This window comes from Shewanella jiangmenensis, assembly GCF_018596335.1.
GTDB classification, from domain to species: Bacteria; Pseudomonadota; Gammaproteobacteria; order Enterobacterales; family Shewanellaceae; genus Shewanella; species Shewanella jiangmenensis.
This window is the reverse complement of the sequence record NZ_JAHEPS010000009.1, coordinates 34113-60066: the sequence shown is the minus strand read 5'-3', so window position 1 is coordinate 60066 and position 25954 is coordinate 34113. Positions and strand designations below refer to the sequence as shown.

22 protein-coding genes are annotated in these 25954 nt (G+C 56.9%); 13 read left to right on the top strand and 9 right to left on the bottom strand.

What is annotated here, in order from left to right; all coding sequences use genetic code 11:
• Positions 1-49: 49 nt before the first annotated feature.
• Positions 50-625, bottom strand: coding sequence for a DNA-3-methyladenine glycosylase I (locus KJI95_RS17300; RefSeq protein ID WP_214508457.1), 576 nt, complete (start codon positions 623-625; stop codon positions 50-52).
• A 105-nt stretch (positions 626-730) separates the two neighbouring features.
• On the opposite strand from KJI95_RS17300, the gene glyQ reads away from it, so the two are divergent.
• Positions 731-1636: a glycine--tRNA ligase subunit alpha gene (gene glyQ, locus KJI95_RS17295; RefSeq protein WP_214508456.1), complete on the top strand. Its 906-nt coding sequence runs from the start codon at positions 731-733 to the stop codon at positions 1634-1636.
• A 39-nt stretch (positions 1637-1675) separates the two neighbouring features.
• Entirely contained in the window at positions 1676-3745 is a 2070-nt protein-coding gene (glyS, locus tag KJI95_RS17290) for a glycine--tRNA ligase subunit beta (protein ID WP_214508455.1), read from the top strand.
• Positions 3746-3827: 82 nt separating this feature from the next.
• Here glyS and KJI95_RS17285 read toward each other — a convergent pair whose 3' ends face one another.
• A complete protein-coding gene (locus tag KJI95_RS17285; protein ID WP_214508454.1) occupies positions 3828-4898 on the bottom strand; it encodes an HDOD domain-containing protein in 1071 nt (356 codons plus the stop codon).
• A gap of 269 nt (positions 4899-5167) precedes the next feature.
• On the opposite strand from KJI95_RS17285, the gene pxpB reads away from it, so the two are divergent.
• The 9 genes from pxpB (at position 5168) to KJI95_RS17240 (ending at position 11564) form a co-directional block, all read left to right on the top strand.
• Entirely contained in the window at positions 5168-5833 is a 666-nt protein-coding gene (gene pxpB / locus KJI95_RS17280; RefSeq protein WP_214508452.1) for a 5-oxoprolinase subunit PxpB, read from the top strand.
• On the top strand, positions 5833-6765 hold the full coding sequence (locus tag KJI95_RS17275) for a 5-oxoprolinase subunit C family protein (RefSeq protein ID WP_214508451.1): 933 nt from the start codon (positions 5833-5835) through the stop codon (positions 6763-6765). Before pxpB ends, KJI95_RS17275 begins: the two co-directional genes overlap by 1 nt.
• Entirely contained in the window at positions 6758-7486 is a 729-nt protein-coding gene (pxpA, locus tag KJI95_RS17270; RefSeq protein WP_214508450.1) for a 5-oxoprolinase subunit PxpA, read from the top strand. Before KJI95_RS17275 ends, pxpA begins: the two co-directional genes overlap by 8 nt.
• 4 nt (positions 7487-7490) lie before the next feature.
• On the top strand, positions 7491-8276 hold the full coding sequence (locus KJI95_RS17265; protein WP_214508485.1) for a DUF969 domain-containing protein: 786 nt from the start codon (positions 7491-7493) through the stop codon (positions 8274-8276).
• Entirely contained in the window at positions 8273-9256 is a 984-nt protein-coding gene (locus KJI95_RS17260; protein ID WP_214508449.1) for a DUF979 domain-containing protein, read from the top strand. Before KJI95_RS17265 ends, KJI95_RS17260 begins: the two co-directional genes overlap by 4 nt.
• Before the next feature lie 9 nt (positions 9257-9265).
• Positions 9266-9919, top strand: a complete 654-nt coding sequence (gene pcp / locus KJI95_RS17255) for a pyroglutamyl-peptidase I (protein ID WP_214508448.1) — start codon at positions 9266-9268, stop codon at positions 9917-9919.
• Positions 9919-10320, top strand: coding sequence for an NUDIX hydrolase (locus KJI95_RS17250; protein WP_214508447.1), 402 nt, complete (start codon positions 9919-9921; stop codon positions 10318-10320). The genes pcp and KJI95_RS17250 overlap by 1 nt, the downstream gene beginning before the upstream one ends.
• A gap of 23 nt (positions 10321-10343) precedes the next feature.
• Entirely contained in the window at positions 10344-10595 is a 252-nt protein-coding gene (locus KJI95_RS17245; RefSeq protein WP_214508446.1) for a hypothetical protein, read from the top strand.
• 210 nt (positions 10596-10805) lie between these two features.
• On the top strand, positions 10806-11564 hold the full coding sequence (locus tag KJI95_RS17240) for a bZIP transcription factor (protein WP_214508445.1): 759 nt from the start codon (positions 10806-10808) through the stop codon (positions 11562-11564).
• Positions 11565-11612: 48 nt separating this feature from the next.
• Here the strand turns inward: KJI95_RS17240 and KJI95_RS17235 are convergent, their stop codons facing one another.
• From KJI95_RS17235 to KJI95_RS17225, 3 genes are read right to left on the bottom strand one after another with little or no spacing between them, the layout of a single operon-like run.
• On the bottom strand, positions 11613-14291 hold the full coding sequence (locus KJI95_RS17235; protein ID WP_214508444.1) for a beta-N-acetylhexosaminidase: 2679 nt from the start codon (positions 14289-14291) through the stop codon (positions 11613-11615).
• Positions 14272-15129 (bottom strand): ROK family protein, encoded by an 858-nt coding sequence (locus KJI95_RS17230; protein ID WP_214508443.1) that lies wholly within the window; start codon positions 15127-15129, stop codon positions 14272-14274. The genes KJI95_RS17235 and KJI95_RS17230 overlap by 20 nt, the downstream gene beginning before the upstream one ends.
• Positions 15126-16340 (bottom strand): MFS transporter, encoded by a 1215-nt coding sequence (locus KJI95_RS17225; protein ID WP_214508441.1) that lies wholly within the window; start codon positions 16338-16340, stop codon positions 15126-15128. Before KJI95_RS17225 ends, KJI95_RS17230 begins: the two co-directional genes overlap by 4 nt.
• A 255-nt stretch (positions 16341-16595) precedes the next feature.
• Between KJI95_RS17225 and KJI95_RS17220 the strand changes: the two genes are divergently transcribed.
• Positions 16596-17462: a helix-turn-helix domain-containing protein gene (locus KJI95_RS17220; protein WP_214508440.1), complete on the top strand. Its 867-nt coding sequence runs from the start codon at positions 16596-16598 to the stop codon at positions 17460-17462.
• A gap of 65 nt (positions 17463-17527) precedes the next feature.
• Here the strand turns inward: KJI95_RS17220 and KJI95_RS17215 are convergent, their stop codons facing one another.
• A complete protein-coding gene (locus KJI95_RS17215) occupies positions 17528-18973 on the bottom strand; it encodes a tryptophan halogenase family protein (RefSeq protein ID WP_214508439.1) in 1446 nt (481 codons plus the stop codon).
• A gap of 88 nt (positions 18974-19061) precedes the next feature.
• Positions 19062-21707: a TonB-dependent receptor gene (locus KJI95_RS17210; protein ID WP_214508438.1), complete on the bottom strand. Its 2646-nt coding sequence runs from the start codon at positions 21705-21707 to the stop codon at positions 19062-19064.
• A 299-nt stretch (positions 21708-22006) separates the two neighbouring features.
• Between KJI95_RS17210 and KJI95_RS17205 the strand changes: the two genes are divergently transcribed.
• The gene (locus KJI95_RS17205) at positions 22007-22225 is read left to right on the top strand and encodes a DUF6500 family protein (RefSeq protein WP_214508437.1); all 219 of its coding nucleotides are present in this window, start codon (positions 22007-22009) and stop codon (positions 22223-22225) included.
• 129 nt (positions 22226-22354) lie between these two features.
• Here the strand turns inward: KJI95_RS17205 and gyrB are convergent, their stop codons facing one another.
• Both gyrB and recF read right to left on the bottom strand, forming a co-directional pair.
• Positions 22355-24772 carry a DNA topoisomerase (ATP-hydrolyzing) subunit B gene (gene gyrB / locus KJI95_RS17200; RefSeq protein ID WP_214508436.1) on the bottom strand — a complete coding sequence of 806 codons (2418 nt, stop codon included), beginning with the start codon at positions 24770-24772 and terminating at the stop codon, positions 22355-22357.
• A gap of 93 nt (positions 24773-24865) precedes the next feature.
• Positions 24866-25948 carry a DNA replication/repair protein RecF gene (gene recF, locus KJI95_RS17195; protein WP_214508435.1) on the bottom strand — a complete coding sequence of 361 codons (1083 nt, stop codon included), beginning with the start codon at positions 25946-25948 and terminating at the stop codon, positions 24866-24868.
• Positions 25949-25954 lie beyond the last annotated feature (6 nt).

Here is a 25954-nt window from a genome sequence, read left to right as displayed (position 1 = left end):
AAAAAGGTGTTCCACGTGGAACACCTTTTTTATTGCCGCCACCAGGCCACTAAAAACCCGACTCACGGTAGCAATGACAATCAATAGTATGGTCATTGACCATGCCAACCGCCTGCATAAAGGCATAGCAAATGGTGGGGCCGACAAAGTTAAAGCCAAGTTTCTTAAGCGCCTTGGACATAGCTTCAGACTCAGGAGTCTGGGCCGGTACCTCAGAGATACTGCGAAAATGATTCACCTTGGGCTTGCCGCCAACGAATCCCCATAAGAATTCACTGAAATCCCTGCCCTCGGCTTCAAACTTAAGATAAGCACGGGCATTACCGATAATGGACTTTACCTTGGCACGATTGCGCACTATGCCGGGGTTCTGCAAGAGCTCTTCAACCTTGGCCTCATCAAACCCGGCGATGATTTCTGGCTCGAAGTTGGCAAAGGCGGCTTCGTAGTTGGCTTGCTTTCTAAGTATGGTGATCCACGACAAGCCCGCCTGCTGACCGTCGAGGCACAGCTTGGCAAACAGCTCTTTGGCATCGTAAACCGGCCGTCCCCAAACCCGGTCGTGATAGTCGCGGTATTGCTGATCATCACTCACCCAGGCACATCTCGTTTTGTTATCCGTCATCAAAAGTCCCTTCAAAGCCGCAAGTTCGCTAAAAAATAGCCTACATAAGCGCGGATCTACAAGGTATAATCGAACCCATTTTCTCTTTAGCTGACAGCATCAGACATGACGACGAAATACGACGTAAAGACATTTCAGGGCTTTATTCTGACCCTGCAGGATTACTGGGCTCAGCAAGGCTGCGCCATTGTCCAACCTCTGGATATGGAAGTCGGTGCCGGCACCTTCCACCCTCAGACCTTCCTGCGTGCCCTCGGCCCAGAGCCAATGAGCAGCGCCTATGTGCAGCCTTCACGCCGCCCAACCGATGGTCGCTACGGTGAAAACCCGAACCGCCTGCAACACTACTACCAGTTCCAGGTCGTATTGAAACCGTCACCAAGCAACATTCAGGAGCTGTACCTGGGCTCGCTGCGCGCCCTGGGTATCGACACCCAAATCCACGATATCCGCTTTGTGGAAGACAACTGGGAATCGCCAACGCTGGGCGCCTGGGGTCTGGGTTGGGAAGTGTGGCTCAACGGTATGGAAGTGACTCAGTTCACCTACTTCCAGCAAGTGGGCGGCATCGAATGCAGCCCAGTGACCGGTGAAATCACCTATGGTCTGGAGCGTCTGGCCATGTACATCCAGGGCGTAGACAGTGTTTACGATCTGGTATGGACCGATGGTCCAATGGGCCGCATCACCTATGGCGATGTGTTCCACCAAAACGAAGTAGAACAGTCTACCTATAACTTTGAACACGCCGACGTAGACTTCCTGTTCGGCATGTTCGACCAATGCGAAAAAGCCTGTCAGCATTTGTTGTCATTGGAAACTCCTCTGCCTCTGCCCGCTTACGAGCAAGTCATGAAGGCCTCACACGCGTTCAACCTGCTGGATGCCCGTCACGCTATCTCTGTGACCGAGCGTCAGCGCTACATTCTGCGTGTACGCACCATGGCCAAGGCCGTTGCCGAAGCCTACTACAAGGCCCGTGAAGCCCTCGGCTTCCCGATGTGCAAATAAGTAGTGCAACTAAGCCGCGCAAAATAAGAGGAAGATTAAATGAAATTCGAAAACCTGCTCATCGAAATCGGTACCGAAGAGCTGCCGCCAAAAGCACTGCGCACCCTGGCTGAATCCTTTCAGGCCAACTTCAGCGAGGAGCTGACCAAGGCCGAACTGCCGTTCGAGTCTATCGAATGGTATGCCGCTCCACGTCGTCTGGCCCTGTACATTAAGGGTCTGGCTACCGCACAGGAAGACAAGGTGGTTGAGAAGCGCGGCCCTGCCGTGCAGTCCGCCTTCGATGCCGACGGTAACCCCACCAAGGCCGCCGAAGGCTGGGCCCGTGGCAACGGTATTACCGTAGCCGAAGCCGAGCGCATCGCCACCGACAAAGGTGAATGGCTGGTATATCGTGCCAATGTCGCCGGTGAGCCAACCAAAGCACTCGTGCCTGCCATGACCCAGCGCGCGCTGGACAAGCTGCCTATTCCCAAGCCAATGCGTTGGGGCAGCAACAGCACTCAGTTTATCCGCCCTGTGCACACAGTTACCCTGCTGCTTGGCAGTGAGCTGATTGCCGGTGAAGTGCTGGGGATCCAGTCTGACCGCATCATCCGCGGTCACCGCTTTATGGGCGAGCCAAGCTTTAGCCTGGATCATGCCGACAACTACCTGGCTGCCCTGAAAGAGCGCGGTAAAGTCATCGCCGACTATCACGCACGTAAAGCCATCATCAAGATTGATGCCGAAAAAGCCGCAGCCGTGATTGGCGGCAATGCCGACATCGAAGAAGGCCTGCTGGAAGAAGTAGCCTCGCTGGTTGAATGGCCAGTGGTACTTACCGCCCACTTCGAAGAGAAGTTCCTGGCCGTGCCCGCCGAAGCGCTGGTATACACCATGAAGGGCGACCAGAAGTACTTCCCGGTGTTTTCAAGCGAAGGCAAGTTGCTGCCAAACTTCATCTTTGTGGCCAATATCGAGTCCAAAGATCCGGCACAAATCATCTCCGGTAACGAGAAGGTGGTTCGCCCACGTCTGGCCGACGCTGAATTCTTCTTCAACACCGACAAAAAACACACGCTCGAAAGCCGTCTGGCGAGTCTGGACACCGTGGTGTTCCAGAAGCAACTAGGCACACTGAAAGACCGCGCCGAGCGCATCTCTGCCCTCGCCGGCTTTATTGCAGCTAAGATTGGCGCCAGCAGCGACGAAGCCGCCCGTGCAGGTCTCCTGTCAAAGTGCGACCTGATGACCAACATGGTGATGGAATTCACCGACACCCAGGGCACCATGGGCATGCACTATGCGCGCCTCGACGGTGAAGCCGAAGCCGTTGCTGTGGCACTGGAAGAGCAGTACAAGCCCAAGTTCAGTGGCGACAGCGTGCCTAGCGCCGGTGTTTCCTGCGCCGTGGCCCTGGCCGAGAAGCTCGACACCCTGTCTGGTATCTTCGGTATCGGTCAGGCACCTAAAGGCGCCGCCGATCCGTTCGCGCTGCGCCGCGCCGCCATTGGTGTGCTGCGTATTATCGTAGAGAACAAGCTGCCGCTGGATCTGGTTGATTTGATTGCCAAAGCAGTCGAATTGCACGGCAACAACCTCACCAACGCTCAGGCTGCCGATGAAGTGCTCGAGTTCCTGATGGCCCGCTTCCGCGCCTGGTATCAGGACAAGGGCATCAGCACCGACGTTATCCTTGCGGTGCTGGCCCGTCGTCCAACCCGCCCTGCGGATTTTGATGACCGTATTCTGGCGGTAAGCCACTTCCGCACCCTGGAGCAGGCCGCAGCCCTGGCCGCCGCCAACAAGCGTGTGTCCAACATTCTGGCCAAGGTGGAAGGTGAACTGCCAAACAGCATCAATGCTGCACTGCTGAGCGAAGCCGCTGAAAAGGCACTGGCCGCCAAGCTTGCCGAAGTCACACCTGTGATTGCCCCGCTGTTTGCTGCCGGTAACTACCAACAGGCACTGGCTGAACTCGCTGCCCTGCGTGAGAGCGTGGATCAGTTCTTCGAAGACGTGATGGTGATGGCCGACGACCAGGCACTGCGTAACAACCGTCTGGCACTGCTTGGCAACCTGCGCGACCAGTTCCTGCACGTAGCCGATATTTCTCTGCTGCAGTAGTGGTGCAGTAACACGGCGTTACGCCAACATAAAAAACGCGCCTGATGGCGCGTTTTTTATTTTAATACAATCAGTTAATTTATCATGAAAGCAGCAGCAGCTTTTCGTGCAACTCATCAAAGGTCGGTTTATCCATTCCAATCCGCTCAAGCAGCAGCAACAGCTCAGGCTCACGCAGCCGCTCTGCCTGCCATAACATGGAACATTCGCTGATATGATTGGCGGTCCAGATTGCCTTGGGCAAAGGCTCGGCGGGCATTTGATGTGGGTTGGACAAGACCGCCAGCGTGTTGGAAAACAGCGGCGGCAAATGCCAGCTGCGGGCCAACAGTGCGCTTAATAGCAAAGATTTGGAAGTCATCACCTGCCGAAACAGTGACGATTTGGGCTGCTCACCGGGCTCTGCTCTGGCAAAGGCGTCAAGCAGCATCTGGAAAATGGCAATCTTGCCCACGTCATGCAGCAAGCCGAGCATAAAGGCAGTGTCTTTATCGCCTGCAGCCGGCGTCAGCTCGGAGGCAAGATAGGCCACCTGCAACGAATGACGCCACACTTCAGCCCCGAAGCGACGAAAATAGATTGGTTTTATTTCAACGACTTCGCGGATTTTCACGCTGGTAACGAAGCGGCGCAGCTGCTCGCGGCCAAGGGCGACCACCGCCTGCTGTAAACTGGTAATGTCTTTGACGCCACGTTTAAAGGCCGGCGAGTTACACAGCTTTATCACCTCTGCACTGAGCACAGGGTCGCGCTTGATGTGCTTAAGCACCTCATCGGTATCGACTTCGGGATTGGCCAGCTGCCTGTCGAGTTCAATAATGTCATGGGGCAGGCGCAGTACCTTGGCGGCGATAACATCGGGAATGGCGAGTGCCTGCTCGACATCGCCGATGACGCGCTTTTCGAGGTTATTGGCAACGCCACCGTTGTCTTTGCCACCGGCAAACAGCAGGCTGTAAAAAAGTGCAGTGACGTCCACCCAATTGATCACTTCAGCCTCGGGGGCGGCATGCAGGGCAACTCTGGGCTGACTGAGGCTGGCATGGCGCTCCTGTGTCTTGCTGGCAAGCCCCTCTCCTGTGAGGCTGCGCGGGCGCTCAACAATCACATTGTCGCGAATATTGAATAGCTTACTGAAAAGCCTCATTAACACACTCCCAGAGGGACAACGCATGAAGCGGGAAGGCCAAAGGAGTGGCGTAAAGCCATGCACTTCCCTGAATGACTGTCTTAATACTAGGTGCTGCGGGGCAAATAGCCAGCCCACTTCCAGCCACTGACAGTGCAAATTTCTACGCCGTGATACATAGCTTAATCCGCGCTTAACGAACGCCAGATTTCACAACAATTATTAATCAATTTATTGACATATGAGGTGCCATTTCTTAGGGTCGGAGGACTATTCCAAACCGGCAATCCTGCATGACCCAGACAGTGCCGCAACTGTCCGTTTTTGGCGAACATCAAGTCTTTGTTGCACTCGGCACGCCGGGCGACAGCCCTTCGCAATGCCTCCGCAAGCAGGCGCTGATTTGGTCTTTGGCCGAGCGTTGTCGCGGGCGCAGCGGCGCACTGGAAATCGTGCCCGGCATGAACAATCTCACCCTCTCCCTTGAAAAAGACCAGCAGCCGAGCGAGTGGCTTGAGTGGCTAAGGCAAGTGCTGCCGTCGCTGCCAGGCAGTATTCCCGAAGGCAAGCTGCACCGCATTCCGGTGCGCTACGGCGGCGACACGGGGCCGGATCTGGCCGAAGTGGCACGGCTGCATCAGGTATCAGAGCAGGACATCATCCGCGCCCATTGCAGCGCCGAGTATCGGGTGCTGTTTATGGGCTTTTTGCCGGGCTTTGCCTACCTTGGCGGCCTGCCCGAGCAGCTGCACACCCCAAGACGCGCCGAGCCCCGGCTGCAGGTCGCGGCAGGCAGCGTTGGCATTGGCGGCAGCCAAACCGGCATTTACCCCGCGACGGCGCCCGGCGGCTGGCAACTGATAGGCCACACCCAGGTGCCACTGTTCGATGCAGCTGCAACTGAGCCCTGCCTGCTGGCGCCGGGCGACAGGTTGCAATTTGTGGCAGGAGACTGCTGATGCTTGAGGTCATACAGGCCGGTATTCAGACCACGGTGCAGGACGCTGGCCGCATCGGCGTTGGCCATCTTGGTCTGCCCCGCAGTGGCGCACTGGATAGCCAGGCCATGCTGCTCGCCAACCGCCTGCTTGGTAATGACGACAATGCGCCTGTGCTCGAATTTGCGCTGGGGCTGTCGCGGCTTAGATTTTACCGCGATGCCTGGATTGCCCTCACGGGTGCCGATTTCAATGCCCAAATCGATGGCAAGAGCGCCTGGTGTGGCTGGCGCACCGCCATCAAGTCGGGGCAAACCCTCACCCTGCACGGCCCCAAAGCTGGTATGCGGGCATATCTGGCGGTGGACGGCGGCATACAGGTGCCAACCTTTATGGGCTCCGCCAGCACAGACTTAACCAGTGGCCTTGGCGGAGTTGAAGGTCGCGCGCTCAAAAGCGGTGACCGGCTGGCGCTTGGCAAGGAGCACAATCTCAAGCATCCGGTTGGCGCCATGCAGCGGCTGTGGGATAACCAAATCCGCGTACTCGCCGGCCCACACTTTGACTGGCTGGCCAATCCGGCTCAGTTTGCCAAAAGCCATTGGACATTATTGCCAAGCAGCAACCGCATGGGCGCACGCCTCGATGGCGAGCCGCTGAGTCTCCACACACCGCTGGAAATTGGCTCCCGCGGCGTGTTCCCCGGCGTTGTCCAGCTGCCGCCATCCGGTAAACCCATAGTGCTGTTAAATGATGCCCAAACCACGGGCGGCTATCCCATTATTGCCACGGTAATTGAAGCCGACATGTGGAAACTGGCCCAGGCCAGACCGGGGCAAACGCTGCAATTTGTGCCGGTAAGCCTTGATGAAGCCAGAGCAGTGGGCGAGCGCTGGCAGCAGTATTTTTATCGTCTGGGCCGAGCCCTGGGCGCAGGAGCACCCCATGCCTGACACACTGACGCTAAACGCCGATGTCGGCGAAGGTTATCCCTATGATGGGCAAATTCTGGCCCTGGTTCACATCGCCAATATCGCCTGTGGCGGCCATACCGGCGATGACGCCAGTATGCGCGCCACCGTCACGCTGGCAAGGCAACATGGCTGTCTGATTGGCGCCCACCCCTCTTACCCGGATAAAGCCAATTTCGGCCGCCAGCCGATGAACATAACAGCGGCCGACTTAACCGAGAGTCTGGTCGCTCAAATCAGCGCCCTTCAGCGAATTTGCCAGCTGCAGGGAGCCTGTTTGTTCCACGTGAAACCCCATGGCGCACTCTACAATCAGGCTGCATTCGATCCCCTTATCGGCAACTGTGTTATCGAGGCCATCAAAACCGTCGACCCGAGCCTTAAGCTGATGGCGCTGGCAGCAAGCCCGCTGCTTGAGCAGGCAACCGCCGCCGGCATCGAGGTGCTTGCCGAGGCCTTCGCCGACCGGCGCTATCAGCCAAACGGTGCGCTGGTGTCGCGCCAACAGCCAGGTGCTCTAATAGACAATCCGGCCGATGCCATAACTCAGGTAACGGCAATTCTGGATGGCACCCTGTGCGCCGTGGATGGCAGCCGCCTTAGGCTTTATGCCGACAGCCTGTGCCTGCATGGCGACAATCCCGAGGCGCTGGCCTTTGCCGGGCGAATTCGCCACTTACTGGATGAACGCCGCTATGCTTGAGCAGCTGCTGCAACTCAACTATTGGCCGCTGATTGGCATTCCTGTGGTGGTGCTGGGATTTGCGCTGCGCTTCAATCCGCTGTTGGTGGTGACAGTGGCGGGCCTCATCACAGGCTGGGCAGTCAATATGGATATGTTTGCGCTGCTTGAGACCTTTGGCGACAAGTTTCTCTCCAGCCGCCAGCTGGCATCGTTTTTACTAATCCTGCCTGTCATTGCCCTGCTGGAGCGCCACGGCCTGAAGGAGCACGCACAAAACTGGATAGCCACGGTCAAGGGCGTGACCACAAGGGGAATTCTGAGCCTGTATTTTGTGGTGCGCGAAGTCAGCGCCGCCCTCGGGCTATTGAGCCTTGGTGGCCACGCCCAAACTGTGCGGCCGCTGCTCTCGCCCATGGCCGAAGCGGCGGCGACCAATCAATATGGCCCGCTGCCAAAACCGGTGCGCGATAACATTGCCGCCCACGCGGCCGCCTGCGACAACGTGGCGCTGTTTTTTGGCGAAGATATTTTTATCGCCTTTGGCGCCGTGCTGCTGATGGATGCCTTTCTCAAAGAAAACGGCATCGCCGGCATTGAGCCGCTGCACATCGGCCTTTGGGCTATCCCAACGGCGCTGGCAGCGCTGGTTATTCATCTGTTCCGTTTATCACGGCTCGAAGCGAGGATCAGGCGAGATATCGCCCGCCACCAGCAAGCGAATCAGCACCCGAATCAGCAAGAAGTGCCTTCATCAGGCCAGGTTGCTGATACTCCGGCCAGCAGCCAAACAGCGGGGAGTGACCTGTGAGCCTTATCAGTATCGAGCGTATTTACCTGCTGATTGGCCTGATAGTCATGTATCTGGTGTGGCACACCCTCAAAGACAAAGCCCATCCCAAACGGCTCACCACCGCCCTGTTTTGGGGCTTGTTCGGCAGTCTGTTTTTATTTGGCGATCTGGCGGTAACCTGGCTTGGTGAGCAGCTTGCCCACCGGATTGCCGGCGCCATGGTAATAGTCATCGCCCTGCTTGCGGGCATGGGCAAGGTCAGCGCCGGCAGCTATACGCCGCGAAGCGATGCACAAAAGCAGCAAAGCGCCCGAGCCCTTGGCAACAAGGTGTTTGTGCCGGCGCTGCTTATTCCACTCTTTACCGTTGCCGCCACCCTGCTGCTGTCAGATGTCAGCACCGGCGAGCTGATGCTGTTTGATCCCAAACACCAGACACTGGCGGCGCTGACCCTTGCCTGCACCCTTGCCCTTATCGCGGGCTGGCGTTTGACCGGCGATAGCCCGCTCAAGGCGGTGGCCGAGTCGCGCCGGCTGGTGGACAGCATAGGCTGGGCGGCGATATTGCCGCAGATGCTGGCCATGCTCGGCGGCGTGTTTGTGGTGGCGCAAACCGGTGACAGCATCAAGGCGCTGGTGAGCCTGTTTGTTGACCCCAACAACCGCTTTGCGCTGGTGGCCATTTATTGCATTGGCATGGCGCTTTTTACCATGGTGATGGGCAATGCGTTTGCCGCGTTTCCGGTGATGACGGCCGGAATAGCGCTGCCATTTTTGATTGAGCAGCATGGCGCCAGCCCGGCGCCGCTGATGGCTATTGGCATGTATTCGGGTTACTGTGGAACCCTGATGACCCCGATGGCCGCCAACTTCAATATAGTTCCGGCAGCGCTGCTGGATTTGGACGACAAGTATCAGGTTATCAAGGTGCAGATCCCAACGGCGCTGACGTTGCTGGCGACCAATATTCTGCTGATGTATTTCATCGTGTTTGATTAAGGCGAGCCTATGAAACCCGTTCCGCTGATATTACTGACCGGCTTTGAACCCTTTGGCGGCGACAACATCAATCCGTCGTGGGAAGCAGTAAAACACCTGGACGGCGAGCTGATTTGCCGCCACCGCATCAAGGCCATCCGCCTGCCCTGCGTGTTTCACGAATCGCTGGCGGTGCTTACTGAGGCGATAGACAGGCACGAACCTGTGCTGGTGCTCTGTGTCGGTCAGGCCGGCGGGCGCAGCGAGCTGACGCTTGAGCGCATCGGCATCAATATCGACGATGCCCGCATCGCCGACAACCGTGGCAATCAACCCATCGACACTCCGGTAAACGCCAGCGCCCCGGCGGCGTATTTCAGCACCCTGCCGATTAAGGCGATGGTGAAGTCGCTGCGGGAAGCAGGTATTCCGGCATCTATTTCCAACAGTGCCGGTACCTTTGTCTGCAACCATGTGCTGTTTGGCCTGTTGCATCAGCTCGCGGACATTTCCGAATGCCGCGCCGGCTTTTTGCATATTCCCTTTGCGCCCGAGCAGGTCATCAGCCACCCCGGCAACCCATCAATGGCGCTGGAAACCGTTATTCACGGCCTGCGGCTGATGCTGGCAACCGCGGCCACCACAGCCACCGACATCCACGAGAGCGCAGGCGTAACCCACTGATGGCGTTCGACGATACCTTCAGGTTAAGCAGCCATGGGGTTATCACCAATGACCAGGGCCAGGTGCTGCTGCTCAAAGCCAATTACGGCAACTGCCATTGGGGACTGCCGGGCGGCGCACTGGAGCCCGGCGAAACCATACATCAGGCGCTGCTTCGCGAGTGCCTTGAAGAGCTGGGTCAGCCCGTCACCATCGACTACCTCAGCGGCGTCTATTTTCACTCGGCCTACAACTCACAGGCCTTTATCTTTCGTGCCCGCTTAACCCAAGCCGACATAATCCTGAGCGCCGAGCACAGCGAATACCGCTTCTTTGATATCGACAGCCTTAGCCAGGTGCAGCAGCGCCGGGTACGCGAATGCCTCGACTTTACTGGCCAGGTGCAAAGCGCCGCCTTCTGATCTTCCCGTGATAACAGCGCCCGGTGAACCTTTTACCTGCGCCGCTCGTCTTTAAGGTACAAACCCAGCCAACACAGGGAGGAGACTTGCAACAACAGGCACAACTGGAGCTGTGGGTACTCGAGGCGCAGGCGGGCAATATCGCCGCCTTTGAAAAGCTGTACCAGCACTTTACACCGCAGGTATCGGCCTATCGGCATAAGAGAACTTCAAAGTACAGCCTTGCCTTTTTCTTTATTCAGCAAGTACTTGATAAAGCCTTGGCAAACAAATAGCTTATAAAACGGCCAAAGCTGATGAATGAGCTGGCATCGGCTCAGGTGCAGTCACGGGGCAACCGGCCCAATAAATAGCATCGTTGAAAGCTGGCGCCCACCAAACTAGCAAAACGGTAACCGCAACTTACTCAGCGGATAAGGTTCAACCGCAGGCGGTGCGGCGCAAAAAATACATGACCGGCGCAGCCGGAAAACAGGGAGGTTTGAGTGACAGTTTTACGATATTCACTGCTTGGTGCAGGCTGTTTTGCACTGGGGCTCAGCGCCGGCGTCTGGATAAGCGCAGACCAGGACAGCAGCCAACAAGACGCAAAGGCGTTGGATAGCCAAGCCTTTAGTGCCGCACTTGAGCCTCAGCCAGCGGCAGAGCGCCGCGACCCTGTCTCATCATCAAGCACAGCCGCGCAAAGCGCAGACACCAGCGCGTTATTGCAGGCGACCGAGCAAGAGCACCGAGTAGAAGCGCTCGAGCAAACCATTGCCAACCTGAGCCGTGAGAATCACTATCTTAAGGCCGAGCTTGATGAAATAACGGCCGAGCAATCTAAGCCACCTTCATCCAATCCAGCCAACGAGGATGTGCACGCTGTCAGTGAGCAGGAAGCAGAGCTCAATCTGCCCGCGCCTTTCTCGGGCTTGATGGCCAACAAGAAAGGCATGATTGCCGAACTGTTCAACACCCTGCAAACCGAACCTAAAGATGATGCCTGGGCGGTGGTGATGGAACAGAGAATAAGTGATTTTATCCTGACCCATGCCCAGTCCGGCGAGGTGGCCATTGAGGCCATCAACTGCAAAAAAACCAGCTGTGAAATACGGGGCTTTGAGCTGACACCCAAGGGCTTGGACAAGATATATGAAGATATGGTGGCTGAGAGCTGGTGGACCTTCAGCAGTACTGCTGCAGCCCATGGCAAATCAGCGCAATACGGCGAATACTTTTACCTGCTAACCTCGGGCGTATAAAAAAGGGAAAGCATGGCTTTCCCTTTTGGCTCATTCATCATCTGAAATTCATGCGCCAGATAAACGCAGCTGTTCACTGCGGGAGCGGCGTTTGCCGTCGGCGGCGATTGCCCGCGCCTCGATTTCTTTCCCTGTTACCGCAACCGGTGCTGTCCAGGGCTGCCAGTTGCCGCCATCGAGGCGATACTCGAGTTTGGTGCCGGGGTAAGGGTGATTGAGATACAGAAGCCCGCCCTCGGCCTTTATTCCCGGCGGTGCGATGCGGTAAAAAATCCCGGCCTGCTCCAGCTTGGGTAACTCGCGCTGCCCAAGGGCGGTGGCAAAGCGCTGCCAGTCGCGGGCGCGCGCCTGCTCAGAAGCCTTGTCAAAATAGGCAGTATCCTTACTGAAATTCCGTCCGGCCTGATATTCAAGCTCCCAATCTGCCCTGTGCCAGGCGCGCTCGGCCAGTGCCAGCATGCGCGGGTAAATCATGTACTCGGCCATGTCGTCGCTGCGAACCATCTCGCTCCACAGTTGCCCCTGCAGCCCTGCGGCACGCTTGCCCGGTTTAAGTGGCTCTGTGTCGTCGGCGCTGAAGCGCTTGCCCCGCACATCGGTAATCAGTTCGGCATGGGCCGGCAGGTTATCCGGCATAAAGCTGAACACTTTAAAGCTGTCCAGCGCTCGGGTCGCCCAATGATTGCCGGTTTCCTCGGGATGGCTGACATAAGGGAAATCAAAATAGGTCGTTTCCGGGGTCGAAATCACCACCTGCCAGCCCAGATTCATCTGCCGATGCGCCACATTATGGCCGCCCTCAGCCAGCAAGCCCCAAGCGTTGGACTGCACATCCGCCGGCATCCGCTCGGGTCGGGTTTCGCCCATGCCATCGTTCCAGCCAGCGGCGCGAATGCCGCGACCGGCCAGCATGGCCGCCACCTTCTCGATAAAGTAACCGTTGAGACTGTGGATATCGCCCTGTTTGGCTTTCAATGCCTTACAGGCAGGCGAGTCGACCCAGGCACCGGCGGTCTCATCGGCGCCTATGTGATAGAGCCTGAGCGGCATGCCTTCGCTTTGATGCATCGCGGCGATTTCGTCCACCACCTTGGCGACAAACCTGTAGGTGCTGTCGATGCACACGTTGAGCGTATTGTCATGATAATACTGAATTGAGGAGTAGCGCGTGCTGTCGTCGAACTCGGTCAGCAGAAACTCCTTTGCCGCCTCTTCTTTACCCGCTGCCAGCAGCTTGCGATACCGCGCTTCCATTGCCTGAATGGCGGCGCGGGAGTGGCCTGGCATATCGAGCGAGGGGATCACCTCGATATGATGTGCCTTGGCAAGCTTGAGCAGGCGGCGATAATCGGCCACCGACAAATACCCATCCACCTGCGACTCGCCGCTGATGCCGCTGCCAAGCTGTGGCAGCAAACAACGGTTTTCATCCAAATCAAAACAGCGGCGGCTGCCTACTTCGGTTAGCTCAGCAAGGCCCGGAATTTCAAGCCGCCAGCCTTCGTCATCGGCCAGATGCAGATGCAGCTTATTGAGCTTGTACGCCCCCATCTGCACTATCAAACGCTCAAGAAATTCAAGGGAATGGAAGTTACGCGCCAGATCCACGTGCATACCGCGAAAACCATAGCGCGGGCTATCCTCAATACTGACTGCAGGCAGCTGCGCCTCACCGGGCGCAATAAGCCCGGCCAGACTTTGCAGACCATAAAAAAGCCCAGCCTCTCCACCGGCCACCAGGGTGATGCCGTCAGCGCCCAGCGTCAGCCGGTAGGCTTCGCTGCGGCTTGCAGATGCCGTGTTATCGGCGGCCTGTTTTTCGACCATAACGCTAGCGCCAGCAACATCATCGCCCGCAAATTCATCTGCCGCCAGTACCAGCCTGAGCGGCGCCCCACCCGCCTTTTCGGCAAAGCCAAGGGACGCAAGCCGGGTAAGCGCCGACGCGACCGCAGGCTTGATACGGCCAGAATCGGCGCCAGCCAGCTCAAGCTTAAAACCGGCCGCAAGTGAAGGCCCTGCGCCATCGAACCTCTCAAGCTTGGTTGGCGATGGGATAAGGCCTGATTCAATGGAAGTTGCAGCAGCTGCACCAATTGCGGCGTAGTAGTCATACAGCCAGCGGCCATCCGCCAGCGGCGTGTTGTCACTCTTGCCCAGTTTAAACTGCGCCATGCTGCTAAAGGGCGCAAGATACGGCTGGATCTCAAGCCCGGTTTGCGGGTCGGTCTGCAGCCTGGTGGAGCCTATTTCGCTTACCTTGAGCGGCGAGCCGGCATCACCTGCCACCAGCACAAAGTTGGGCATAAATTCAGAGCGGGTTATCTGGCTGCCCTTACTGTAAAGTCGCACCTGATGCGACTTACCGGCAATCAAGCCCTGATAGCCAGGCCCCGGGCTTAGGCGGTGCAAATCGCCATTGATATGGGTAACGGTAAACTCATCCCCTTCAACCTGATACGCAGGCGACAGCTGGCTGTAGTAAATCGCCCAGTCTTTGCCGCTGACCGCTTGCGGCGCCGTAAGGGTAATACTGGTGAGATAACACTGCTTTTCCTTGCCGGGGCACGGCATGGCGGCGCTGTTTTCGAGGGCATAACTCAGCTTAAGGGTGTCTGAGTCAGGATATTGCTCGCCAGCGCAGGCAAATCCGGCTGGCAGGCTCAACAGTGAAAGACCGGCGACCAACTTTGCCACCGGCGTGATATCAGGCCACAGCCATTTCATGCGTATTCGTTCCCATATGTTGTAAAAACCAGTGCGCCGCGCCAATCAGCGCCGCATTGGGGTCGGTGGATTGGCGGATACAGAGGCCATCAAGCAGCGCCGCCGGCACCCGTGCCGTCAGGGTGCGCCACATCGCCGGTGCAAACAATTCAAATGCCTGACTGACCGAGCCGCCAAGCACTATGTCAGCGGGGTCGTACGCCAGCAGCGCCTGCACCATCAGCTCGCCCAGATGCTCGCCAAAGCGCTCAAACAGCGCGAGCGCCGCCGCATCGCCGGCAAGCGCCAACGCGTAGGCCTCTTCGCCGCGCAAACCGGCGCGCCAGAAAAACTGCCCCGAGCAATAATGCTCCATAATGCCATCAAGATATTGAAAACTGCCAATTTCTCCCGCCGAGCAATGCTTGCCCGAATACAGCCTGCCATCAAAAACCACCCCGGCGCCCACACCTGTGCCGAGGGTAATGCCGAGCAAATCCTTACCGCCGCCAAGCACAGACTCGCCGAGAGCAAACAGATTGGCGTCGTTGTTGATGCTGACCGGCAAGCGAAAACGCGCCGTCAGCGCCAATGCCAACGCCCGGCCATTGAGCGCCGGCAGATTAAGCACTTCGAGCAGCTGCCCGCTTTGCAGCGATACTGTGCCCGGCACCCCAAGGGCAATACCCGTATCCGACTCACACAGCACCGACTCGAGTGCCTGCTGCAAAAACTGCAGCAGGGTGTCGTAGTCTGCCTGCTGCGGCACCGCCAGTCGGGTCACGCCATCCACCTGCGCCCCTGTTACCCGCCCGATGGCAAGTTTGGTTCCCCCCAGATCCAAACACACAATACTCATGAAACCCGCCCTTGCTCCGACGCTTGTCCTGTTTTGATAAAAGTAATGTTACGAACCAAAGGTTTGGCGCTGGCCGCGACCCAGGCGATAAAGCCAAGCGGCAACAGCAACAGCATCAGCCCCAGTTGCAGGCTGCCAATCGATTCAGTAACCAAACCCACCAGCGGCGAAATCAAAGCGCCGCCGATAATGCCGCTGCAAAGGATGCCGGCAAAGGCGCCGTGATCCTCTGTGCGGGAATTGAGTGCCAGCGAAAAAATCACCGACCACATGATAGAAATAAAGAAGCCAACCAATGGGAAACAGATGACTGACAGTTGGCTTCCTCCCCAGACGGCGGCGAGGAAAGTTCCCAGCGCCCCCAGGGCAAATACAAGCAGTAATTTCTGGCTGTCGATAAACTTAAGCAGCCCAAGTCCGAGCAGGCACCCAAGGGTCATGTAGAGCCAAAAATCGCTGACCACAGACGCGCCAACCGCAACCGGATCAAGGCCGTGGTATCGCTCAAGAAACACCGCGATGGCATTGGCAATGCCCTGCTCCAACGCCACGTAAGCGGCGATGGCGAAAAAGAATTTACGCACTGTGGCATCGGCAAACAGCGCCTTGTGTTTTTGCCAGCTGCCAACGCGCTCGCTCTGGTTTAGTTCAAGGCGCTTTATCGGCACCGCCAGCGTCAGCAGCAACATCAGCGCCGCCACCAGCGCAAACAGACCATACATGCCAATCCAGCCGCCACTTGGCGAAGTCGCCGCTATGTGCTGATAAATCATTGGCGCCAGTGTTGCCGCGCCGCCAAAGGCAAGCTGGGCCAGCACAGAGAAAAAGGCAAAATGCCCGGCACCGGCCGCCTCCCGCAGCAAGGGGTTAATGGCCACCTGCAGCAAACTCATACCCGCGCCAATACAAAACAAACTCACCATGGCCACGGTGAAGGTCGGCAGCAGATAAAACAGCGCCGAGCCCGATGCCGCCAGCGCAAAGGCAAGCAGCATCACCCGCTTCTCGCCAAACGCCTCCACCAGCATGCCCGCCGGCACCGACATCACCCCGTAGGCGATAAAAAAGGCAAACGGAAACAATCCGGCCAGGGTCAGACCTATGTCATAGCTTTCAATCAGGGCCGGGAAAATCGGCCCCATGCTGTTGGTGATAAGGGAAATCACAAAAAAGGTGCACAGCGCATAAAGCACGAGGATACGGTTATTCAAGATGGCGTCCGCATTGGTTATTTTTCCCTATTGTGGGCCCGGCAACCGGGCATAGGTGATACCCACGCCACCTCTATCGGTACTTTTCAACCAGCAGCACCGAGCCGCAAAAGCCGCCTTCATCACGACGAATAAGAGAAAAGTATCAGCCAAGGCGAGATGGGTATCACCATAAGGTCCTATCGACAGCACAATGGCATTCTGGCTAATTTAGCTGGCGGTAAAGACGAGGTTTCCGACTGAGGAGTTCAAGGAATGAAGCCCTTGTGTGAAAAGGTATTGCCCGACGAAAACAGCTCCTGGCGTTTTTGCCGCTACGACTGGCAGGAAATGGAATTCAACTGGCACTATCACCCCGAATACGAAATCTGCCTTACCCTCGGCGGCCAGGGGCTCAGGTACATGGGCGATCACATAGGCCAGTACCATGAGTGGGATCTGGTGCTGATTGGCCCCGACATGCCCCACGCCTGGCAATCCAAACTCAGTGATACGCCGCAAACGGTATATGTGGCGCAAATTCCCGCCGCCTGGCTGCATCAGCAGCTGACCGAACAACCTGAGTTGGCGGTGCTGGGGAGTTTGCTTGAACGTGCCGGCCGTGGTCTGCTGTTCAGTGACGCCTCGGCCAGGGCGGCGCTGCCGCTGTTTCAGTCGATGGAACAGGCATCGCCCTACCGGCGTCTGCTGCTGTTGCTGCAGCTGCTTGAGCTGATGCTTGCCGACAGCGAGGCCTGCGCCCTCTCAAGCACCCTGTACGCCAACAGCGGCAAACAGGAATACGCGGTGAAAAAACTCGATAGGGTGATCGAGTATATTTATGATAACTACACCAACGACTTAAACGCGCAGGAGCTGGCGCGCCTCGCCCACATGAGCACCAATCATTTCCATCGCTTCTTTAAAAAGCGCACCGAAAAAACCCTCACTGAATTTATCAATCAGCTGCGTATCGCCAAGGCGTGCAAGCTGCTTATCACTCAGCAAAGCCCGATTTCGGCCATCAGCGATCAGTGCGGTTTCAACAACCTGTCCAACTTCAACCGGCGCTTTTTGCAGTTAAAAGGCATACAGCCGAGCCAGTTCAGGCAGCGTTTTCGCGGTAAACCGGCGGCGATTTAAGCCGCCGCGCACACGCACAGTCAAGCGAATCGGTCATCAATAAACCCGTCACCAATAAAACTGCGCTAAGGCGTTAAAAAGTGCCGCTGCAACAGTTGCCAGCGCGAATCGGCAGCGGCGCGCAGCATAGCCTCTTCCGGCCCCTGAAATGCCATGTTAAGGCCTGTGTCTCTGTCATCGAGCCCCGCCAGCAAGGCATACCAGGACGGGCGAAAATAGGCGAGCTGATTGTCGTTTGCGTGCATCAGCGCATCGATATCACCGCCGCTGCGCCAGGTATCGAGCAACTGCTGCAACAGCGCGCTTGCCGCTGTGGCCGATGCCTCGCGCCAAAACTGGCTGTCGCGGCGCCTGGCGCAGAGATAGTGGGCCTGAATGTAATCCACTATGCCGTGCATCAAAGTGCGCCACTGGCGGTTAAATCCGGCCTGAAGGTCATCTTCTGGCCTATCCACCCGCTGTAAAAACTGCTCCAGCGTGAACTGGGTGACCATCAGTGAGGTCGCCTCCAGCGGCTCGACAAAGCCCTGCGCCAGCCCAAGTGCCAGCACATTGCCCTGCCAGCAGCGGCTGCGCATCCCCACCTGCATCGACAGATGCCTGACCGGGGTATCCGGTGCCAGCCCAAGCCGCGTGGTCAGTTCATTGGCCGCCTCGGCGCTCGAGCAGTGACGGCGACTGTACACGTAGCCATTGCCGGTGCGGCTTGGCAGCGGAATTTGCCACATCCAGCCGCAGCTTAAGGCTTCGGCGCGGGTATGGCTTTTATCCGGCCTGGGCGGCGTTGCCACCGTTACTGCGCTGTCGCACAGCAACTTGTCATCGAAGGATTCAAACGGCACCTTGAGAGCCTCGCCTATCAAGCGCGCGGCAAAGCCGCTGGCATCGATGTAATGGCGCGCCGACAGTTGCCGGCCATCATTTAACCGCAGCGCCGTTACCTCGCCATTATCGCCAAGGCTGACATCGACCACCTCGGCGGCAATACGCACCGCCCCACGCTTTTCGGCGTAGCCGCGCAGCAGCGCCGCGAGCTTAAGCGCATCAAAGTGATAGCCGTATTCCAGCGCCGCCGGCAGCGGCGTGTGCGGCTTTGGCGTTAAACCGTGACGCGCCAGAGTGCTGGCAAGAAAAAACCCGTCCGGCGCCGTCCAGCTGCCACGGCCTCGGCGGCGGGCATTGGCGGCATGAAAGAACACTTCGGCGCTACGCACATCCATCGGCGTAAGAAACGGATGAAAGTAGCGCTGACCATCGCCGCCCCAATTCACAAAATCGATGCCGCTCTTGTAGCTGGCATCACAGGCGGGCATCCACTCGGCTTCGCTCAGGCCAAGGCTTGCCATCAGCCTGCCAAAGTGCGGCGTAGAGCCTTCGCCCACGCCAATAGTGCCAAGCCGCTCTGACTCCACCAGCGTGATACGCCAGTGCGGCTTTTGGCTGCTGCACAGCGCTGCGGCCATCCAGCCGGCACTGCCACCGCCCACAATCAGCACATCTGCTTGCTCCATCCGGCTCTCCGATTGCATTGGTTTGAAACACTTTTCGCAGAAAAAACAAAGAGCCGATACAGGATCGGCTCTTTGTAACTACCTGTTATCAGAAGCGATAAGCCGCGCCCAGATAGTAGCGTGAACCAAACTCGATGGTGTTTTGGGTCAGGCCATAATTCACATCATAGGACTGGATCACTTCATTGGTCAGGTTAACCCCTTCGAGGCTGATATCGAGGTTTTCCATGGCGTGCCAGATGATGGACGCATCGACCTGCTGATAGCTGTCGTTGAGTACGTTCTGCACGCTGCCAACACCTATGTACTCAGAGCGCCAGTTGTAGGCGACGCGGGTACTGATGTAGTCGTTTTCAAAAAACACTGTGGTGTTGAAGGTGTTTTCGGATACGCCCGGCACCATCTGGGTGTCGCCACCCGGGGTGACTGTTTCGCTGTCGACATAGGTGTAGTTGCTGATAAAGCCAAAGCCGTTATCGAAGTTGTGCTGCAGCTGCAGCTCTACGCCCAGCACTTCACCGTCGCCGCCGCTCTGGGGCTTGGTCACCCGGCACTTGTTCCACTCAGGCTCAGTCGGACCACAGCCCTGCACATACTCAACGGTTTGAGTGCTGTAGACCATGTTGCTGATATCTTTGTAGAACATGGCGGCCGATGCCATGGATGACTCGGTAAAGTACCACTCAAGACCCAAATCGGCCTGATCGGCTTCGTAAGGTTTGAGGAAGGGGTTACCGCCGCTGGCAGAGCCGAAGTTGGCCTCGATGGCCAGACCCGGGTTCAGGTCGCTGTAGTTGACCCGTGACATCACGCTGGAGGCGCCGGCACGCAGGATCAGGTCATCGCTGAGGTCGTAGGCAAAGTTGATGCTCGGCAGCCAATTGTCGTAGCTGGCATCTTCTTCAAAGGGCGACACGGCAGCGCCGTTACGGGTGTAGCCAGACGAGGTCTGGTCGGTATCTATGTAACGCAGGCCCATGTTACCGCGGAAGTTTTCACCGCTGAAATCGGTCTGCACATACAGCGCCAGCATGTCTTCCGATACGGTGAAGGTGTTGCCGAAGTTGGCCACTTCCACCAGCTCGCCCTTGGCGTATTTGTCGCTGATAAAGGCCCACCACTTGTCGGTATCCAGATAAGCGTAAGAGTTAAGCGTATGGCCGCTGCTCTGGCTGTGCAGGCCGTTGAACACGCCGCCGCTCCAGTTGGAGAAGTTGCCGTTTGGTACAAAACCGATAACTTCTTTGGGGTTACGGTTAAAGGCAACGCGCTCAAAGTCACTGGTGTTGTACTTCACACCCGCTTCGAGCTTATTGAAGAAGTCGCCATCCAGCGGCAGGCTGAAATCCAGCTGGGCGTAGGTCACGTCGTGATCCTGCACCGTGGTTTCGTAGTTGGCTTCCTGAGCAAACTTAAGCTGGCTGGCATCGGTGGCATCAAGGCTCGTCAGCCACACCTGATACGGGCCGGTGGCATCGTAAGTGAAGCCGCCATCTGTGCCGCCCTGACCATTGGGGAAAGCCGGATCGCCAATGCGGTCACCGTCGTCGGTTGCCGGGATCCACCAGCTCGACGCGCCGCCCTGGGTGCCGCCTTCAGAGGTAGAACGGCCAATCACGCCCGACAGCTCAAAGGTGTCGCCGCTGTATTTGCCTGAGAGGTTCAGCACGTCAGACTGCATGTTGACTGCATTGCGCACCACAGGGTTGTAAATGATAGAGGCATAACCCGGCTTGATGGTGGCCTTTTCGGTGCCGCCCTTGCTGTTGTTAACCACGTCGCTGGCACCTGCGCCACGGGCACCAATGGTGAGGAAGTTGTGGTTTACGTGCGGGTTATCCAGCTCAAAGGCGAAATAATCCAATGTGAAATCAAGGGATTCTGTTGGGGCAAACTGTAATGTTACCTGGCTGCTGGTACGCTCACGCTCGGCCTTGAACGCCTGTGAGCCAATACCCCAGGCGCCCACGGTGGACTCCTGACCTGTGCCGGTGTTTTTCGGGAAATATTCATAATAGCCCGACAGGGATTCGAGCACATGGCGGCCATCAACGATTTCTTCCACCGAGTAGGCACCCAGGATACCCCATTTGGAATCGTCATCTTTCCAGCTGCCCAGAAAGGAATAGCTTGGCTTGGTATCATCGTACAGGCTGCTTTGCGACAGCTCGCCCGACACCTGATAGGTATGGGCATCCAAATCCAGCGGCTTACGGGTTTTCAGGTTAACGGTACCACCAAGTGCACCCTCTTCCATCGAGGCTTCCGGGGTCTTGTACACTTCAACACCGGCCACCTGCTCAGCAGATAAAAGCTCCATGTTAAAGGTACGGGTCGCCGGGCCCAAATCGTACCAGGACGTGCTGGCAACGGTCTGACCGTTAAGCAAAATACGGGTGTGCTCAGGTGCGGTACCGCGAATGGTTACGCCGCTCACTTCACCGTACTGGCGGTCAACCGACACGCCGGAAATCCGCTGCAGCGCATCACCGATGTTTTTATCGGGAAACTTGCCGATGTCTTCGGCCGTGACCGCGTCCACCACGGCGTTGGCAAAGCGTTTGGTGTTCATCGAAGCTTCGACCGAGCGGCGAATACCGCGCACTTCGATCACTTCCATGTTTTCTGCTGCCGCCTGACCTTCCGCTTCGACAGCGTGCACACTCACGCCCGCCAGCGCCTGACCCACGCACACGGCCAGAAGGGATGTTTTAAAAATCCGTTGATTGAACATGTTTTTGCTTCCCTGTTGTTGGGTGTTGTTTTTTTCTTCAGGTAACTTACAGGGATAGCCAAGCCTTGGGCGGTACTATTTTGGCCGGCATTGGTATTTTTCTACGCGATTTGACACTGGAATGACAATCCCGTGACAACAAGCAGCGAAGCTCGGGTAAACTCCTTGTTTTAATAGAAATAACTGCTTACAAACCCACACATTTTGCGCAGTTTTTCTGGTCAAAAATGACGGCTGCAAACCTTGAAAGCCAAAGCGATGGGCGGGTTTACAATGAGTGCTTTACTGAGGAAGGTGCGATGCGAAATTCACTGCGGGAAAAGATAATCACGGTTTGCCAGAAGAAAATCGCCCAGAAAGGCGAGCAGGTCGGGGTCTCTTTTTATGCGTTTTTTGCCAACAAAAATGACGACCCGGAGCTGTTGATGGAAGCCGCGACCTGGTGGATCCACACCCACAGGCTGGATCACTTCGAAAAAGCACAGCGGATTATTGAGCTGGTTAACGCCGGACGCTGATAAGGCGGCAACACACTGCGGCGCTGTGCCAATGAAACAAAGCTAGAAGCCAAGCTTGCTCTGGATACGAAACATCAGAAAGCAAAAAGGGAAAGCAATGCTTTCCCTTTTTTCATATTGAACAGTCGCTTACACGTCGAGGTTAGCCACGTTAAGGGCGTTGGACTCGATGAACTCGCGGCGCGGCTCAACCTGATCACCCATCAGACAGGTGAACAGCTGGTCGGCGGCGATGGCGTCTTCAATGGTCACCTGCAGCATGCGGCGGCTTTCCGGATCCATGGTGGTTTCCCACAGCTGCTCTGGGTTCATCTCACCCAGACCTTTATAGCGCTGGATGTAGAGACCGCGCTTGGACTCACCCACCAGCCAGTCGAGGGCTTCAACGAAGCTGGTCACCGGCTTGGCCTTTTCGCCGCGCTGCACATAACCACCCTCTTCAATCAGACCGTCGAGGGCATTGGCCATGGCGCCAAGCTTGCGATAATCGCTGGACTGAAGGAAGTCGTAGGTGAACTGATAGTCATGGTCGATACCGTGACGGCGCAGGGTGATCTTGGGCAGATACACCTGACGCTCTGGATCACGGGCGGCGGCGCCGCTGTAAATCACGCCACTGCTTTCACGCTCGGTCAAGTCGGCCACCAGCGCTTGGCACCAGGCCTGCACCTTGGCTTCATCGGCCAGCATCTCGTTGTTCAGCACTGGGTGATACAGCATGCGCTCGGTCAGCACCGCTGGATAACGCACATCCAGACGGGCGATGATGGCTTCCACTTCACGGAACTGATTCACCAGTTTCTCCAGTGGCTCGCCGCTCATGCCGGGTGCGCCTTGGGTCGGGTGAATCGAGGCACCGTCGAGTGCGCCTGTGGTCAAAAACTCCGTCAGGGCGGCATCGTCTTTCAGGTACTGCTCGTGCTTGCCCTTTTTCACCTTGTACAGTGGTGGCTGGGCGATATACACGTAACCGCGTTCAATCAGCTCAGGCATCTGACGGAAGAAGAAGGTCAGCAGCAGGGTACGAATGTGGGAGCCGTCCACGTCAGCATCCGTCATGATGATGATGTAGTGGTAACGGGTCTTGTCCGGGTCGTACTCGTCACGGCCGATACCACAGCCAAGGGCGGTGATAAGGGTCGCCACTTCCTGCGAAGACAGCATCTTGTCGAAGCGGGCTTTTTCTACGTTCAGGATCTTACCCTTGAGCGGCAGAATCGCCTGGTTCTTGCGGTTTCGGCCTTGTTTGGCAGAGCCACCGGCCGAGTCACCTTCCACTATGTAGATTTCAGAGAGACCGGGGTCTTTTTCCTGACAGTCGGCCAGCTTACCGGGCAAGCCGCCGAGATCCAGTGCGCCTTTACGACGGGTCATCTCACGGGCCTTGCGCGCGGCTTCACGGGCGCGGGCGGCGTCGATGATCTTGCCGACAATCAGTCGCGCGTCGTTGGGGTTTTCCAGCAGGTAGTCACCCAGCTTTTCACCCATGGTCTGCTCAACCGCGCTCTTTACTTCGCTGGAAACCAGCTTGTCTTTGGTCTGGGAGCTGAACTTGGGATCGGGCACCTTGACCGAAATAACGGCGGTCAGACCTTCGCGGGCGTCGTCGCCGGTGGCGTTGGTCTTGTTCTTTTTGTTGTAACCCTCAGCTTCCATGTAGTTGTTGAGGTTACGGGTCAGCGCGCCGCGGAAACCCGCCAGGTGGGTACCACCGTCACGCTGAGGAATGTTGTTGGTAAAGCAGTAGATGTTTTCCTGGAAGCCATCGTTCCACTGCATGGCCACTTCCACGGTAATACCGTCTTCACGCTCTTGGGCGAAGTGGAAGATGTCCTTGTTTACCGGTGTCTTGTTGCGGTTTAAGTACTCAACGAAGGCACTGATACCGCCTTCATACTTAAAGAATTCGTCTTTGTTGTCGCGCTCGTCCACCAGGCGGATACCCACGCCTGAGTTGAGGAACGACAGCTCACGCACGCGCTTGGCGAGAATATCGTAGTGGAACAGGGTGTCGGAGAAGGTTTCTTCACTTGGCCAGAAACGCACTTCGGTGCCGGTTTTAGTGGCGTCGCCCACAACCTTGATTGGCGCATCGGGTACACCGTGGGTGTAGAACTGCTCGTGCACCTTGCCTTCGCGGCGAATGGTCAGCTGCAGTTTTTTCGACAGGGCGTTAACCACAGACACACCCACGCCGTGCAGACCACCTGACACCTTGTAGGAGTTGTCGTCGAACTTACCGCCGGCGTGCAGTACGGTCATGATCACCTCGGCGGCGGACACGCCTTCCTCGGGGTGAATGGCTACCGGAATACCACGGCCATCGTCTTTTACAGAAACAGAACCATCCACGTGGATGGTGATGGTGATTTCGCTGCAATAACCCGCCAGAGCCTCGTCGATGGAGTTATCCACGACCTCGAACACCATGTGATGCAGACCTGTGCCATCATCGGTGTCACCAATGTACATCCCCGGTCTTTTGCGTACTGCATCAAGGCCCTTAAGTACCTTAATACTCGACGAATCGTAAGTATTCTCTGACATATATCTCTCTCGTCGGTTATGGAAGGAGCAAAATAAGTCCCAAAAAGCACTGCGACGGCACTCAGGGGCAACCGCTTCAGTGCCGCACCTTCCTTATTTAGTCTCTGTTACCCGGCCGGCCTGTACGTGAAACATCCTGTCGGGGGGCACAGGCAAGGAATCCACAATTGCCGCAGGCTCGATGGCGGTCACAAACAGCTGTGCACCGGTGTCGATAAGCTCTTTTAGCAACAGTTGCCTGTGTTTCGCATCCAGCTCGGAGGGCAAGTCGTCCACCAGATAGATGCTGTGTTTATCTATTTGTTGTTTAAGCAATTTACCCTGCGCAATCCGCAAGGCACACACCAACAACTTCAATTGCCCACGGGACAGCGCATCCTGAGCGGGCAAATTGCCCACCCGCAAGCGAAGGTCTGCCTTGTGGGGACCACTGACCGTATGGCCCATGGCTAAGTCCCGTGGATACTGAGTCTGCAGCAGGTCGGAAAGTTCCGTTTTGCTGTCCCAGCCCCGGGTGAAAGAAACCCGTACATCTGCATCGGGTAAAAACTCCCCGATTATACCCTTAAGCACGGCATTTAACGAGTGTACATATTGGTTTCTTATGTCTGTCACTTCAAGGGCATAGCGAATTAATTCCCTGTCCCAGAAGGCGATGTGCTCGTAGGAAGAACCATCTCTAAGCAGCTGATTTCGCTGCTTTAAAATCCGCCGTGTGTTCATCCACGCCAGATGAAACTGCTTTGAGGCATGAAAGGCGCCCCAATCGATAAACTGCCGCCTGGCGCCGGGGCCTTCAAACAGCAGCGAAAAACTCTCCGGCGTGATCACCTGAATAGGCAGCGCCTCGGCTAATTGCGACAGCCGCTTGACCTTATCACCGTCGATTTTGACCTCGGTGTCGCCATTTCGGTGGCGCCTAAGCCCGATGCGGCTCTCGCCGTTCTGACCCGCCGCCAGCGCAAACAGGGTCAGGGCATCGGCATCATTCTGAATGACCCGCTGCGACAAATGGCTTCGAAACGAGCGGCCCATGCCGAGGAAATAGATGGCTTCGAGGATACTGGTTTTGCCACTGCCGTTGTGGCCATAAATGAGATTCAGCCCGGCGCCTGGGGCAAGCTGGGCTGAATCAATATTGCGAAAGGCGTCGATAGACAGACGGCTGAGGCTCATACAGAA

Excerpts from the sequence above, each read along its gene's own strand:
- KJI95_RS17230 (WP_214508443.1), bottom strand. The coding sequence starts at position 15,129 with ATGAGTATTGTGTGTTTGGATCTGGGGGGAACCAAACTTGCCATCGGG.
- glyQ (WP_214508456.1), top strand. The coding sequence starts at position 731 with ATGACGACGAAATACGACGTAAAGACATTTCAGGGCTTTATTCTGACC.
- recF (WP_214508435.1), bottom strand. The coding sequence starts at position 25,948 with ATGAGCCTCAGCCGTCTGTCTATCGACGCCTTTCGCAATATTGATTCA.
- KJI95_RS17235 (WP_214508444.1), bottom strand. The coding sequence starts at position 14,291 with ATGAAATGGCTGTGGCCTGATATCACGCCGGTGGCAAAGTTGGTCGCC.
- pxpA (WP_214508450.1), top strand. The coding sequence starts at position 6,758 with ATGCCTGACACACTGACGCTAAACGCCGATGTCGGCGAAGGTTATCCC.
- KJI95_RS17215 (WP_214508439.1), bottom strand. The coding sequence starts at position 18,973 with ATGGAGCAAGCAGATGTGCTGATTGTGGGCGGTGGCAGTGCCGGCTGG.
- glyS (WP_214508455.1), top strand. The coding sequence starts at position 1,676 with ATGAAATTCGAAAACCTGCTCATCGAAATCGGTACCGAAGAGCTGCCG.
- KJI95_RS17210 (WP_214508438.1), bottom strand. The coding sequence starts at position 21,707 with ATGTTCAATCAACGGATTTTTAAAACATCCCTTCTGGCCGTGTGCGTG.
- KJI95_RS17220 (WP_214508440.1), top strand. The coding sequence starts at position 16,596 with ATGAAGCCCTTGTGTGAAAAGGTATTGCCCGACGAAAACAGCTCCTGG.
- gyrB (WP_214508436.1), bottom strand. The coding sequence starts at position 24,772 with ATGTCAGAGAATACTTACGATTCGTCGAGTATTAAGGTACTTAAGGGC.
- pxpB (WP_214508452.1), top strand. The coding sequence starts at position 5,168 with ATGACCCAGACAGTGCCGCAACTGTCCGTTTTTGGCGAACATCAAGTC.
- KJI95_RS17300 (WP_214508457.1), bottom strand. The coding sequence starts at position 625 with ATGACGGATAACAAAACGAGATGTGCCTGGGTGAGTGATGATCAGCAA.
- pcp (WP_214508448.1), top strand. The coding sequence starts at position 9,266 with ATGAAACCCGTTCCGCTGATATTACTGACCGGCTTTGAACCCTTTGGC.
- KJI95_RS17205 (WP_214508437.1), top strand. The coding sequence starts at position 22,007 with ATGCGAAATTCACTGCGGGAAAAGATAATCACGGTTTGCCAGAAGAAA.
- KJI95_RS17250 (WP_214508447.1), top strand. The coding sequence starts at position 9,919 with ATGGCGTTCGACGATACCTTCAGGTTAAGCAGCCATGGGGTTATCACC.
- KJI95_RS17275 (WP_214508451.1), top strand. The coding sequence starts at position 5,833 with ATGCTTGAGGTCATACAGGCCGGTATTCAGACCACGGTGCAGGACGCT.